This is a genomic window from Bacillus sp. T-10(2022) (genome assembly GCF_056502895.1).
The window spans coordinates 2,761,903-2,775,930 of record NZ_CP113518.1; the positions used below are offsets into that span (position 1 = coordinate 2,761,903).

11 protein-coding genes and 1 riboswitch are annotated in these 14,028 nt (G+C 40.8%); of the genes, 10 read left to right on the forward strand and 1 reads right to left on the reverse strand.

Annotated elements, in window-relative coordinates:
- Nucleotides 1-246: 246 nt before the first annotated feature.
- The 9 genes from OSJ91_RS13540 to OSJ91_RS13580 all read left to right on the forward strand — a co-directional run bounded on the left by OSJ91_RS13540 (nucleotide 247) and on the right by OSJ91_RS13580 (nucleotide 10,593).
- Nucleotides 247-1,866, forward strand: a complete 1,620-nt coding sequence (locus OSJ91_RS13540) for an amidohydrolase (protein WP_485891796.1) — start codon at nucleotides 247-249, stop codon at nucleotides 1,864-1,866.
- Between the two features lie 105 nt (nucleotides 1,867-1,971).
- Complete coding sequence (locus tag OSJ91_RS13545; RefSeq protein WP_485891797.1) at nucleotides 1,972-3,204, forward strand: allantoate amidohydrolase; 1,233 nt, start codon at nucleotides 1,972-1,974, stop codon at nucleotides 3,202-3,204.
- A gap of 136 nt (nucleotides 3,205-3,340) precedes the next feature.
- Nucleotides 3,341-3,541: a DUF3311 domain-containing protein gene (locus tag OSJ91_RS13550; RefSeq protein WP_485891798.1), complete on the forward strand. Its 201-nt coding sequence runs from the start codon at nucleotides 3,341-3,343 to the stop codon at nucleotides 3,539-3,541.
- A complete protein-coding gene (locus OSJ91_RS13555) occupies nucleotides 3,538-5,022 on the forward strand; it encodes a sodium:solute symporter family protein (protein WP_485891799.1) in 1,485 nt (494 codons plus the stop codon). Before OSJ91_RS13550 ends, OSJ91_RS13555 begins: the two co-directional genes overlap by 4 nt.
- A gap of 70 nt (nucleotides 5,023-5,092) precedes the next feature.
- Nucleotides 5,093-5,959 (forward strand): carbon-nitrogen hydrolase family protein, encoded by an 867-nt coding sequence (locus tag OSJ91_RS13560; RefSeq protein WP_485891800.1) that lies wholly within the window; start codon nucleotides 5,093-5,095, stop codon nucleotides 5,957-5,959.
- Between the two features lie 869 nt (nucleotides 5,960-6,828).
- Nucleotides 6,829-7,146, forward strand: a complete 318-nt coding sequence (locus OSJ91_RS13565) for a DUF3870 domain-containing protein (protein WP_485891801.1) — start codon at nucleotides 6,829-6,831, stop codon at nucleotides 7,144-7,146.
- A gap of 161 nt (nucleotides 7,147-7,307) precedes the next feature.
- On the forward strand, nucleotides 7,308-8,468 hold the full coding sequence (locus OSJ91_RS13570; RefSeq protein WP_485891802.1) for a DUF819 family protein: 1,161 nt from the start codon (nucleotides 7,308-7,310) through the stop codon (nucleotides 8,466-8,468).
- Nucleotides 8,469-8,483: 15 nt separating this feature from the next.
- A complete protein-coding gene (locus OSJ91_RS13575; protein WP_485891803.1) occupies nucleotides 8,484-9,566 on the forward strand; it encodes a dipeptide epimerase in 1,083 nt (360 codons plus the stop codon).
- 25 nt (nucleotides 9,567-9,591) lie between these two features.
- Entirely contained in the window at nucleotides 9,592-10,593 is a 1,002-nt protein-coding gene (locus tag OSJ91_RS13580) for a C40 family peptidase (protein ID WP_485891804.1), read from the forward strand.
- 367 nt (nucleotides 10,594-10,960) lie between these two features.
- Here OSJ91_RS13580 and OSJ91_RS13585 read toward each other — a convergent pair whose 3' ends face one another.
- Nucleotides 10,961-11,335 carry a Na-translocating system protein MpsC family protein gene (locus tag OSJ91_RS13585; RefSeq protein ID WP_350302645.1) on the reverse strand — a complete coding sequence of 125 codons (375 nt, stop codon included), beginning with the start codon at nucleotides 11,333-11,335 and terminating at the stop codon, nucleotides 10,961-10,963.
- Between the two features lie 244 nt (nucleotides 11,336-11,579).
- Nucleotides 11,580-11,721, forward strand: a riboswitch (cyclic di-AMP (ydaO/yuaA leader).
- 617 nt (nucleotides 11,722-12,338) lie between these two features.
- Here OSJ91_RS13585 and kdpA point away from each other — a divergent pair.
- Nucleotides 12,339-14,012 (forward strand): potassium-transporting ATPase subunit KdpA, encoded by a 1,674-nt coding sequence (gene kdpA / locus OSJ91_RS13590; RefSeq protein WP_485891805.1) that lies wholly within the window; start codon nucleotides 12,339-12,341, stop codon nucleotides 14,010-14,012.
- Nucleotides 14,013-14,028 lie beyond the last annotated feature (16 nt).

Genomic DNA, 14,028 nt, shown 5'->3' on the forward strand with positions numbered 1-14,028 from the left:
ATAGTCCCTTATCCTTTAGGCGTGATAAAAAGGGGGCTTGGCCAGGAAACCATAGGAAATAAGACATAATTATATAAAAGGTATAAAAAAACGATGAAATTTTTGACTATTTGTCTAATGATTTCACTAACTGGTGTGGATATAATGAATCTGTTAAAAACAGAATATTCCGATAAGTGATAGTGGAAGGCAGTAAATGATGATGAAGTGGTAATGAGTATGACCAATAAGGAAGGGGTGTGTTGTTTGAAAGCGGATATTGTATTCATAAACGGCGAGGTCATAACCGTAAATCAAAAAAGTGAAGTCGCAGAAGCCCTGGCAATTAAAGGTGATCGTATCTCGGCAGTCGGAACGAATCAGGAAATCAAGGTATTTATTGGTGATGAAACAAATGTGATTGATTTGCAGGGAAAGTCATTACTTCCTGGGTTTATAGATTCTCATATTCATCTAATATTGTACGGTGTCAATCAATTGGCAGTAAGTTGTAAAGCTGAACATATCAAATCTGTAGAAGATTTGTTAATCGATCTGAAGGAGAAAGCTTTGACGATCCCTAAAGGTGAATGGATTCGTGCCTGGGGCTTCAATGAGACTGCTGTGAAAGAAAAACGTTATCCTACAATAGCAGAATTGGATGCTATTTCAACAGACCATCCCATTATCGTAACCCGTACATGCAGCCATATTAGTGTGGTGAATAGCAGGGCCTTAGAGATTGCCGGAATAGATGAGAACTCAGAGAATCCAACTGGAGGGATCATTGAAAAGGATAGGGAGGGGAGAATTACAGGCAAACTCATTGAAACGGCAAATATGATAATGGCCGATAGAGCAAGTTATTCTGAGAGTGAACTGTTGAAAGCAGTGAAAATAGCATCTGAGCATTTCATCGCAGCAGGAATAACAAGCATTCATGAAGCAGGTGCTCATGGTCCTGAAAGTTTCCGTTTAATGCAGCAGGCCATAAAAAATAAGGATATTCGTGTCCGTATCTATGCGATGGTCGGTTCATTGAATAATTCTCATGAATTTGTAAATAAAATGATGGATTCGGGAGTGATAACCGGAACTGGGGACGAAAGATTCAAAATCGGACCAGCCAAATTGTTTACGGATGGCAGCAGTACCGGTCCGACAATTGCTACCCGTGAGCCCTATTCGAGTGATCCAGGTTATTCTGGAATTCTTTATTATAAAGAAGAGGAAATCTATCAAGTATTAGGTCAAGCACATAAAAAAGGCTATCAGATCACAGTCCATGCCCAAGGGGACAAAGCGATAGAGATGTATTTAAATTGCGTGGAAAAGGCTTTGAATGAATCGCCAAGAAAAGATCATAGACATAGGATCGAGCATGCCGGAATATCTTCTCCAGATTTACAAATGAGGATGAAAGAACTTGAAATCATCCCAATCCCCAACCCCCCATTTCCTTATGAATTCGGTGATATATATATTGAACATTACGGCAATAGGGTCAACCACATGTACGCCGCCCGTGATTTTATTGATAATGGGATCTTGGCCGCAGGCGGTTCCGATGCTCCGGTTACTGATCACGACCCTTTATTAGGCATACACGTTGCTGTTAATAGAACAAGCAGGTCAGGTACGAAAATAGGTACAGTTCAATCTATAAGCGTTTTGGAAGCCATTAAACTATACACATGGAATGGCGCGTTTGCGAGTTTCGATGAAGATGTCAAAGGCAGCCTGGAGGCTGGTAAGCTGGCCGATCTAGTAGTTTTGAATGATAGTATATTGAAAGTGGATTCCCAAAATATCAAGGATTTGAAAGTTGAATCAACGATTCTGAATGGGGAGATTCTTTATCATAGGGAAACATTGGTAGAAATATAATCTAGTGTAACTACTCTAAAACATCAAGAGCTTCACTTTCATTTTTTTGGCTTAAGCGAACGTAAGTGGGATTTAGCAAGTTATTAAAAAAGGGGGATATTCGCTATGAAAAAGCAAAAATTATTAATTAATGGTGAGAGGCTGAGTCGTACGCTAGAGAAATTTGCTGATTTTGGACGAACAGAAAACAACGGAGTCACACGGCTATCCCTTTCCGAAGAAGATCGATTAGTCCGTGATTACTTTTGCGCTTGCTGTAAAGAATTGGGTATGACCATTAAGGTTGATGATATGGGGAATATTTACGCTACTTTGGCGGGACTTGAAAATAAACCTCCTATTGTAATGGGATCACATATGGATACCGTAAAAAAGGGCGGTCGGTTTGATGGTATCTTGGGTGTAGCTGCAGGCTTGGAAGTCGTGCGGACTCTGGTGGAAAATAATATCCAACCTAAAATTCCGGTAATGATCGTCAATTTTACGAACGAAGAGGGAGCCAGGTTTGAACCTTCCATGATGTCGTCGGGAGTTCTTTCAGGTAAATTCGAAAAATCCATCATGCTGCAAAAGACGGATAGTGAAGGAACCACTTTCAAGAGTGCTTTGAATGCCATTGGATATGCAGGGGATAAAGAGTCTCGTTTAAAAGAAGCGACTGCATTTCTAGAGTTGCATATTGAACAAGGGCCCATTCTTGAACGTGAATCACTCACGATCGGGGTCGTTGAATGTGTCCTTGGTATGGTGTGCTATGAGATAGAAGTTACAGGCGAATCCGATCATGCAGGAACCACCCCAATGAATATGAGAAAAGATGCTTTCTTCACTGCGAATAGCTTGATTATGGAGGCTCGTCAGAAGCTAGGCATGCTTGATGACGATTTGGTTTTTACGATGGGAAGGGTAAATGTGTTTCCCAATATCCATACGGTGATCCCTAATAAAGTGGTTTTTTCGCTAGAAGCGAGACATAAGGATTCCAAAGTCATCGAAAAGGTGGAGGAAGTCATTAAAAGCCTTATAACTACAGGTTCAGAAGACGGCTGCGACATCCAAGCGAAAAAATTGTGGGACAGGGATACCGTTTGGTTCGACAAATCCATTTGCAATTTGCTAGAGCAATCGACCAATTCATTAGACCTACCTTATAAAAGAATGGTAAGCGGTGCAGGACATGATGCACAGTTTATAGCTAGTTATATACCGACTGCCATGGTTTTCGTCCCAAGCATCAACGGTAAAAGCCATTGTGAAGAGGAACTTACTACTTGGGAAGATTGTGAAAAAGGCGTCAATGTAATATTGGAAACAGTCCTTGCCATCCAGTCATCTTAAGACGAATATATGGTTGGTTGAATGCAGCTAATGATATTAACAAAAGGGTGCTATCAAACCATCAGTTTAGTATTAAAGTCAGCTTGACTGATGGTGATGCATCCGTGTAAGGAACCTAAAAGGGGGAGGGTATAATTTGGATGCTATTAAGCTGTTACTTTTTGTTCCATTTATAGGGTTTTTAGGTTTTTTGCCATACGTAAATAAAATAGAACCGTACATATTGGGGATGCCTTTTTTGTTATTTTGGGTTGCATTTTGGATGGTGATGGCATCGATTATCTTAATGATTGTCTATAAGTTCGATCCTGATAATAAAGGGAGCGATTCTGAATGAATATCTCATTACTCATCATTTCCATCTTCTTGGTTCTAGCACTATATTTAGGGATAAAAGCAAGAAAAGGGAAGGATATGGACATGGAGCAATTTGCCGTAGGAGGCAGGGGCTTCGGTACATTCTTCATTTTTCTGCTGATAGCAGGTGAAATTTATACAACTTTTACATTCCTGGGCGGAAGTGGGTGGGCTTACTCGAAAGGTGCCGCTGCTTATTATGTTCCCGCCTATATATTCTTAGCTTACGTCCTATCATATTGGCTCGTCCCTAAAATATGGAGATATTCAAAACGTCATTCCATTATCTCTCAGCCAGAGTATTTTGCGTCTAAATATAAAAGCAGGTCAATGGGAATGATCGTTGCTGTATTGGGAAGCTTAGCCCTCGTGCCGTACATAGTCATTCAGCTCAAAGGATTAGGTATCATTGTTTCCGAAGCATCTTACGGAGCCATTTCACCAGTTGCTGCAAGTGTGATCGGTGCTGTGGTTGTAACTACCTATGTAATGATTTCAGGCATTCATGGTTCGGCATGGACAGCCATACTGAAAGATTTCATGATTTTGGTGGTTGTTATCTTTTTAGGGATTTACATTCCAGTTCATTACTTCGGAGGCATACAGCCAATGTTCGAGACCGTGCAGGCTGCTAAACCGGAAATGTTGGTTTTGGCAGATCAGGGATTGAGTCAGTCCTGGTTTGTGTCCACCGTTTTGCTCAATGCACTAGGATTTTATTTGCTGCCACAAACATTCATGGTCGTTTTATCGTCCAATGGGGAAAGGACCCTTCGCAAAAATGCGATTGCGTTACCGTTATACACATTGTTATTGCTTTTCGTTTTTTTCATTGGGTTTACAGCCATCATGGAAATCCCGGGTTTGCAAGGAGCTGATGGGGATCTCTCACTTTTAAGGCTGGCGATTCAAACATTCGATCCATGGGTGATAGGGGTTATCGGAGCTGCAGGTTTATTGACGGCGCTTGTACCGGCTTCAGTCATGCTAATGGCTGCATCGGTAGGTCTGACAAATAGCTTTTTTAAAGTTTTGGTCCCTGCTGCGACTGAAACACATCAATTGATTGTCTCAAGGATCATTATTATTGGTATCTCAATCATTGCTTTAATTGTAACTGTTACAGGCGGCGAGGCTTTAGCCATCTTGAATATCATGTCATACAGTTTAATTACGCAACTGGCACCTTCCTTGTTTTGCAGTTTGCCAAAAACCAATATAATCAATAAGTATGGTGCGATGGCAGGTATATTGGCAGGTGTCCTGATTGTTTTATATTCGACAATTGCAGATGTGAAGGTTGCTACATTCCTGCCAAATACCCCGCATGTAATTAATGATATCAGTACAGGCGTCATAGCTTTGTTGATTAATATACTAGTAACATTCATTGTAAGTGGACTGACTAAACATATCTCCATGCAACAGACCGAAATGAATGATCTGGATAAGATATCCTGATTTCTTTAAAACAAGGCTAATGGAAGTACTGACTGGAAGAACGGATAAAGCATGATTTGGGAGGACTTTTGTGAAAATTAAAATAACGGCTTGTCAATTTCGTCTAGAAAAGGTGTCAACTTTCAATGAATTTCAGGAACAAGTAGAAGACTTGATCAGCCAAGTTCCCGAAGACTCGGATTATATCATTTTTCCTGAACTGTTGACCATCGGGTTATCAGCGGCCTTGGGAGAACAGGATGCTTCGTCCGTTACCAGGATTGATGAATATACCAATCAATACAAAGATCTTTTCAAGTCACTTTCAAGAAAAAGAAAACAGGTCATCATTGCCGGCACGCATCTGGAACGACGCGGAAAAGAATACTTCAATATTGCATATATTTTTGATAAAGACGGATCAGTCGTAGAGCATAAAAAAACTCATATCTTTCCTGCTGAAGCGAATTGGCATACTTCTGAAGGTGATGAACTGAAAGTTTATTCGATCGGTCCGGTTAAGATAGGAATAGCGGTATGTTATGAAGCGGAGATACCTGAAATTTCAAGGATATTATCAGTGAACGGGGCGGATATCATTTTTTGCCCATCATACACATTTACAGAGGCTGGTTTTTGGCGAGTTCGCCATTGCGCTCATGCGCGTGCAATCGAGAATCAGGTATATTTTGTTCATTGCCCCACTGTTGGTGAACCAGGGTCACCCCTGCCGAACGGGTATGGGAGCGCCAGTATTCTTAGCCCCTGTGACAGCGCTTGGCCAGCAAATGGAATAATAGCCGAGGCGGTAATGAATGAACATACGATCATAACCGGTACAGTCGATATGGACGAGCTTTATGAGAATCGAAAAAGTGGTGCAGCAACCACTTTCAAGGATCGCAATCGCCGAAAAGAGTTGTATGCGAAATATAAGCCGTATGAAGGGCTGAAATGATCTGTTGGATCCCGAACCATAGTCCGAATAAAGTGCGAGACAGGTCGAATTAATTCATGACGGCCGAATAAAGTGCGGGGTAGGTCGAATAAATTTCATGAACGGCCGAATAAAGTGCGGGGTAGGTCGAATAAATTCATGAACGGCCGAATAAAGTGCGGGGTAGGTCGAATAAATTCATGAACGGCCGAATAAAGTGCGGGGTAGGTCGAATAAATTCATGAACGGCCGAATAAAGTTCGGGATAGGTCGAATAAATTCATGAACGGCTGAATAAAGTGCGGGGTAGGTCGAATTAATTCATGACGGCCGAATAAAGTGCGAGGTAGGTCGAATTAATTCATGACGGCCGAATAAAGTGCGGGGTAGGTCGAATAAATTCGTGAACGGCCGAATAAAGTGCGGGGTAGGTCGAATAAATTCATGAACGGCCGAATAAAGTGCGGGATAGGTCGAATTAATTCATGAACGGCCGAATAAAGTGCGGGGTAGGTCGAATTAATTCATGACGGCCGAATAAAGTGCGAGGTAGGTCGAATTAATTCATGAACGGCCGAATAAAGTGCGGGGTAGGTCGAATAAATTCATGAACGGTCGAATAAAGTGCGGGGTAGGTCGAAAAAGGACCCCTGAACATTAACAATACCTAGTATCTTTCGTGATTTTTCCCGTTAGATGGGCGTATTAGTTATAGAACTTATCTATTCTCTTGCCGAAGGAATCGAGAATTGACTTAATATACAAAATATATTGTCAAATGCTTGCTGTATATATTAAAATATATTTAACCATTTCATATTGTAATAATATAGATAGTCACCCTATTTATACCTGTTATGATGTCTGTAATGGCAGGAGGCACAACAATCATGTTTGAACAGAAAACAGTATATATAGTTGGCGAATCGAAGGCACCGTCCAATAATCCAATTACACAGCAATTCAACTGCTTTTTTATCGGGTTCGTCATTGATCGTGATACGCATGAAATAGTGGATGCGGAATGCTCGACCACGATATCGATTACATCACGCTTCATTCAATCCATGTTAGTTGGTAAATCCATTCTTCGGCCCGATGAATTGGAGACAGAAATTGAGCAACGGTATTTTGGTTCATCTCAGAAAGCACTGACCGTCGCCCTAAGAAATGCCAGCATCAAATATCAGCAACTTTATAAGTTATAGCTGCTTCTTTTGTCAGTCGCAATTGAAATCCAGCTGTTAAAGAGTGTGTACGTGCTCTTTGGCAGCTGGATTTTTCTATTTAGCTCCATGCAATAATTAATAGATGAGTGTGAATAAAATGGAAATTACCTTTTGTTATAAAATTTAAGGAGGTATGGAATATGATTCAAGATGGTGTGATGTTTGTCTGTTTTTTATTGGCATTTACTGCAGTGATTGCCGTAGCGGAAAAAAAGATAGGAGGGAAGTTCTTCAAGTATGTTCCTGGGATTGTCCTTATTTATATTGGAGCGGCTCTGATGAAAACATTCGGGGTCTTTTCAGATAGTGAGTCAGTTGAAAGTGCATATACCACCATACGGGGGCTCCTGCTGCCTGCCATGTTGATGCTTATGCTTTTGCAATGCGATATGCGGAAAATTATCAGGCTTGGACCAAAGATGCTGTTAACTTTTTTTGCGGCTTCATTCAGCATTATTGGAGGGTTCACTCTTACTTACGTTTTAATGAATGGCTTCTATGCGGAAGGAACTTGGAAGGCATTCTCGGCTTTAAGCGCAAGCTGGACAGGGGGCTCTGCCAATATGGTGATCTTGCAAGGCATACTCGATGTGCCGGAAAATATTTTTGGTTATGCGTTGATCATGGATACAGTCAATTATTCCATTTGGGTCATGTTCTTGTTTTGGCTGGTGCCTCTTGCTGGAAAATTCAATATTTGGACTAAAGCGGATACATCTTACATTGATCAAATGACTTCCGAGCTTGAAGCGGGGGAAACCGCCAAGACGGAATTTGGATTTGTGGAATTGATTGGTTTCTTGGCGCTGGCTTTAATTATTTCAGCAGGGGCAACCAAAATCGGGGAAAGACTGCCAGTTCTGGGGGCCGCTGTGAATGGGACCACTTGGACGATCATCATCGCTTCAACCGTAGGTTTAATTCTGGCTGTCACAAAGGTTGGACGTATTGCCGGTTCCATGGAAATTTCCAAAGTCATGCTTTATATAGTCATTGGATTAATTGCTTCCCATGCCGATTTTTCACAGTTGTTTCAAGCACCTGTGTATATTTTATCCGGATTTATGATTCTATTCTTTCATGGATTGATCATGGTCATTTTGGCCAAGATCTTTAAGTTGGATCTATTTACAATGGGAGTTGCCTCATTGGCCAATATAGGGGGTGTGGCATCAGCCCCTATATTGGCAGGTTCTTTCAACCGGGCGCTAATACCGGTCGGGATATTGATGGCTGTTCTTGGCAGTCTTCTGGGCACCTATTTTGGAATTCTTACATCATATATACTCTCAAGCTTTTAAGGAAGGGTTGTTCATATGAAGATTGAAAGATTACAAGTATCAGTGGAAACCTTGCCACTTGTCAAGCCATTCAAGACTGCATTACGTACAGCAATGGAAATTGAAAATATCATGGTTTCCGTAAAGTTGGAGGATGGAACGGAAGGCTTGGGGGCCGCAGCCCCTACGGTTGCCATCACAGGTGACTCTACAAAAGGAATCATGACGGTCATTGAGGAAGTGATCACACCACATCTAATTGGCCGTGACATCGAGAATATAAATGCATTGTCTCAACTGATCCAACAATCCTGTGTAGGTAACACAAGTGCAAAAGCTGCTGTTGAAATCGCTTTGTACGACGCAGTCAGCAAACGATGGCAGCTCCCTTTATATCAATATCTTGGCGGTAAATCGAATGTCCTTAAAAATGATATGACAATCAGCGTTGGTGAACCCGAAGAAATGGCAAAGGCGGCATTGTCTCTCATTGATTGCGGATTTACTACGATGAAGATAAAACTGGGGAAAGATTGGGAGAGTGATGTGGAGCGGGTTGCCTGCATTCGTGCTGCTGTTGGCAACCAGGTTATGATCAGGATTGATGCAAATCAAGGGTGGACAACAAAACAAGCGATTTCCATCATTCATGAACTCGAGGAAAGAAAGCTGAATGTTGATTTGGTGGAACAGCCCGTCAAAGCCCATGATATCGAAGGATTGAAAGAAATAAAGAGGTCTGTCCAAGTGCCGATCATGGCCGATGAAAGTTTGTTTTCCCCTCGTGACGCCATGAAACTCCTGAATGAACATGCTGTCGATCTCCTTAATATTAAATTAATGAAAACAGGTGGAATTAGACGTGCTCTCCAAATTGCCGATATGGCAGAAGCAGCCGGGGTGGAATGCATGATTGGGAGTATGATGGAATCATCCGTGAGTGTAGCGGCCGCGGCTCATCTGGCAACCGCCCATCCAAATATAACGAAGATTGATTTAGATGCCCCATTATGGATTAAGAATGAGCCATTTGAAGGTATTCAATTTATGAAAGATCAACTGCTAATTTCCGATAAACCTGGACTGGGAGTCAAGAGGAAATCCTCTTATACTCAATAAAAACAAATTTGAAAGGGTGATTATTTTGAAAAGGTTAACCGTTTTTGTGCTATCTTTATTTGCTATTGGTATTTTAGTATTCAGTCCCAATGAAGCTAGTTCAAGAGAGAAGCAGAGAAATGCCTATGTTGATGTAAGCGTGGCCACTCTTTGGACTGAGCCGGGATTATTAAGGGAAATCGATGCTCCTTCTGCATCGAATCCCGTTGATTTGAATGCATGGATCGGCTCGATGAAATATGAAGACAAGCTGTGGCTTGTAGGTAACCTGGAAACACAAGCTTTATATGGTTCTAAAGTGACGATTCTTGAAGGTCGGGGTGAATGGGTGAAAGTAGCCGTTGCCAATCAACCGACGCCCCGCAATGATATTGGTTATCCAGGATGGATGCCAAAGGCACAATTAAAAGACGGAAATTCTTTTGAGAAGCAATTTAAACGAGGATTTGCCCTTGTAAATGCCCCAAAGACTTGGCTTTATTCGGATTCGAAACTTCGGTCCGAATTCATGGAGGTCAGCTTCGATACCCGCCTTCCGTTATTGCAGGTGAAAAAAGATAAAGTGAAGGTGATGACACCGAGTAATGGAGCGAAATGGATAGAAAAGCAGGACGTATCAGTCTATCAAAATGACAATCAAATACCTGCTCCAACCGGAAAGGACATCGTTAAAACAGGAAAAGGATTTTTAGGGCTACCTTACCTATGGGCTGGAATGTCCGGTTTTGGATTTGACTGTTCTGGATTTACGTATACCATGTATCATGCTAATGGAATAACGATCCCAAGGGACTCTTCCGTTCAGGCGCAACATGGCAAAAAGGTGGAACAAGAAAATCTTCAACCAGGTGACTTACTATTTTTTGCCTATGATAAAGGGAAAGGAAGGGTCCATCATGTCGGAATGTATATTGGTGACGGCAAAATGATCCATTCGCCTAACAGCTCAACACATGTAAGGATAGATGAAATAAAAACATCGGGATACGGAGAGGAATATGCCGGAGCAAGAAGATATATCGATTGATGCTCAATAATATAAACTCCGATAAAAATAGTATCTGGTGAGTTATGGAAATAGATTATTGTTTTGATAGTAAAAGTTACAGGAGAATCCGAGGTGATGATTCTGACAATAATCGAAAAAAAGGAATTTTATTGATATAATAATTTTGGTGATTTAATTTGAAAAGGAGATTATTCAACCGCTTTTATTTATTTTCTAGCAGGTGGTTTAATTGGAGAATGTATGATGATAAAGATGGTTAAAAGAAAAGTTAACCATAAAAAACATCAGTAGGGGAAAATAATGATTGTTCCCCACTGATGTTTCTAAATGTAAGTTTTGCTAAAAACTATTTTAATATAATATTTAAGTGGAAGAATTGTAACTTTTATTTGATGGTTTCAAAAAGACGTTCCAAATCCTTATCCATAATGAAAACTTCGATTCTTTCGCCTGTTTTAGTGCTAATATCACTGTGGGATGAAAGTACTTTACAACCGGTAAGATCTTCAACTATTTTTTCATAATCCTTAGTGTACATTTCACGAAGTAGTGAACGCATTTTTTTCACAAGTTTTTTGCCTGAATTGTGACTCACAAGGTGCTTTTCCTCTACAGTAAGGACACCCTTGAAACGGGTTATCAACATATCATTGATTATATATGTTTTAGTTTCCTGAGGTCCTCTTCCAATCAATTCACGCTGGAATTTAATGAATGCTTCGCTTATTTCAGCTTCGATCCTTTTCTTTGTAATTGACATAATGCCTCCAGTTAATCTGACGAATTTATGGGATTTATCATAATGCCACGTCTAAGTTCCTGTCAATGAAATTTTGTAAAACTTTAGAAAAAAGTGAAAAAGTTAGGAAATAGAAGAAATATATTATTCTTGCTGATAAATTGGGTGAATATCGTCTTAATTAATCAAATATGGAGGTTTTTAATGGTTTTTATTAGTTTACAAACCTTGAATGAGGAGCGTACAATAATCCTCATGAAAAACAATTAGATACCGGCCAAATCTCAAGTGATTGAGAACGGAGGACCCACTATTTTTGGGGTTAATTCTGCATTTGCAGAAGGGATGAGATACTCTTTCGCCATCCTACCCGTCAGCTAACTTCGTCGGCTAAAGCGAAGGAGGTCATAAGACCACCTTGATTCAGGAGGCTTTTTTGTTATGCTATAGCAAATTGGCAATCTGACATTTCCGTAGGTCTTTTTTATTATGCCTATAATTGAAAAGGTTTCTTGGAAGACGGATCGTGGAGTAGGCGCTAATGCTTGCTGGGCGTTAAGTAGACCAATGATTACTTTTTCTCCAACAAAATGTTTGTTTCTGTATATCTTTCTTTTTCTGATGCGTCATGGTTCATGACGCTGTAGGAAGGAGATTGCATTTGTGCAGCGCTGCAAACTGGGGGAAAAGTAACATTGGTCTATTTTTTTTATGCCTTAAAGCACGTCTTTCTGAGCAAAAGAACAGTTTAATGAAACGTATCTTAAAGGAGGTGAAGGAGAAGGAGAAAATAGGCTTTATAATGCGGGAGGAGAGAAGAAAAAAATGGATAGTATAGCAATTTCATTAATGGCTATACCGTTAGTATTCTTTTTAGGATTCATTCATTTTTGTAATAAAGTCATTGCAAAGGGAGCGTAGGGAGATGTTCTTATTGATAATCGTCGGGGCGGTAACGTTGTATTTAATACATGCCCTCATATATCCGGAAAAATACTAAGGGTGACTTACGGAGGAGAAGTAAATGGATCTATTGCAAATCGTTGTGGTATTGGCAATTGCGGTTGTATTGGCGATACCAATGGCTAAATATTTAACGGATGTTTATTCCCTTGAATTAACGAAACAAGATCGCGTGTTTGGAAGGATGGAAAGGTTTATCTTTAAGCTATCCGGCATTAAAACGGGAGATATGAAATGGCAGCAGTACGCCAAGGCACTGCTGATAAGTAATTTAGTGATGTTCATAATCTCTTATATTATCATTCGCTTCCAAGGGGAGTTACCTGGCAACCCCAGTAAGATTGACAACATGGAGCCATTGTTGGCACTGAATACAGCTGCAAGCTTTCTTACGAATACCAATTTACAGCATTATAGTGGAGAATCGGGACTTTCTTATTTATCTCAAATGGCAGTGATCATATTCTTGATGTTCACGACCCCGGCCACCGGCATTGCTTTATGTATAGCTTTTTTTAGGGGCTTAACAAGCCACCGGAGTCTAGGAAACTTCTATGTGGATGTAATCCGAACGATTACCCGGGTTCTGCTTCCCTTATCGATATTGATTGGTTTAGTCCTAGTATCCCAAGGCGTACCGCAAACATTTAGCCCAACGGCAGTTGCGACAACATTGGAAGGAGACACCCAAAATATAGCAAGGGGACCTGTAGCGGCACTAGAATCCATAAAGCACATAGGCACAAATGGGGGAGGTTTCTTTGGGGTCAACTCAGCCCATCCATTTGAAAATCCTAATGGTTTCACGAATGTCTTAGAAATATTATCCATGTTTCTTATACCTTCTGCCCTTCCGTTGACTTTTGGATATATGGCGAGGAATAAGAAGCTAGGCTGGATCCTATTTTTGGCGATGGCATTCATGTTATTACTCTTCTTAAGCATTACGTATATTAATGAGAAAAATGGTAATCCAGCTTTGGAGCAAATTGGCCTCTCGCAAACGGAGGGGAGCATGGAGGGGAAAGAGGTGCGCTTCGGGGTGGCTCAGAGTGCATTATTCACCAGTATAACTACAGCTGCAACTACAGGATCGGTAAATAATATGCATGATACCTTAACACCGCTGGGAAGTATAGCTCCACTTGCAATGATGATGGTGAACTGTGTATTTGGCGGCGATGGTGTGGGTACGGTCAATATTCTCATGTACTCAATATTGGCTGTATTTCTTGCCGGACTTATGGTGGGACGTACACCTGAGTTTTTGGGTAAGAAAATTGAAGGCCGGGAGATGAAGTTAATAGCTATAGCGATTCTGATCCACCCATTGATCATATTAGTTCCATCTGCCATCGCTTTAGCGACACAAATGGGTTCAGCAGCTATATCAAACCCGGGCTTTCATGGTATTACTCAAGTAGTTTATGAGTTTACCTCTTCAGCAGCAAATAATGGTTCGGGTTTTGAAGGATTAGGAGACAATACACCTTTTTGGAATGTTTCCACTGGTTTAGTCATGTTATTCGGACGTTATTTTTCAATGATTGCCATGATTGCAGTCGCAGGATCATTACTGGTAAAGAAGCGTGTTCCTGAGACTATCGGAACATTCAAAACGGATAATGGTACGTTCTTTGTCATTCTTTTAGCTTCAGTTTTGATTATTGGAGCTTTGACTTTCTTTCCAATAATTGCACTTGGTCCAGTTGCTGAGTGGCTTACGATAAGATAAATGTTGAAAAGGGGCA

Excerpts from the sequence above, each read along its gene's own strand:
- OSJ91_RS13545 (WP_485891797.1), top strand. The coding sequence starts at position 1,972 with ATGAAAAAGCAAAAATTATTAATTAATGGTGAGAGGCTGAGTCGTACG.
- OSJ91_RS13555 (WP_485891799.1), top strand. The coding sequence starts at position 3,538 with ATGAATATCTCATTACTCATCATTTCCATCTTCTTGGTTCTAGCACTA.
- OSJ91_RS13565 (WP_485891801.1), top strand. The coding sequence starts at position 6,829 with ATGTTTGAACAGAAAACAGTATATATAGTTGGCGAATCGAAGGCACCG.
- OSJ91_RS13570 (WP_485891802.1), top strand. The coding sequence starts at position 7,308 with ATGATTCAAGATGGTGTGATGTTTGTCTGTTTTTTATTGGCATTTACT.
- OSJ91_RS13575 (WP_485891803.1), top strand. The coding sequence starts at position 8,484 with ATGAAGATTGAAAGATTACAAGTATCAGTGGAAACCTTGCCACTTGTC.
- OSJ91_RS13585 (WP_350302645.1), bottom strand. The coding sequence starts at position 11,335 with ATGTCAATTACAAAGAAAAGGATCGAAGCTGAAATAAGCGAAGCATTC.
- kdpA (WP_485891805.1), top strand. The coding sequence starts at position 12,339 with ATGGATCTATTGCAAATCGTTGTGGTATTGGCAATTGCGGTTGTATTG.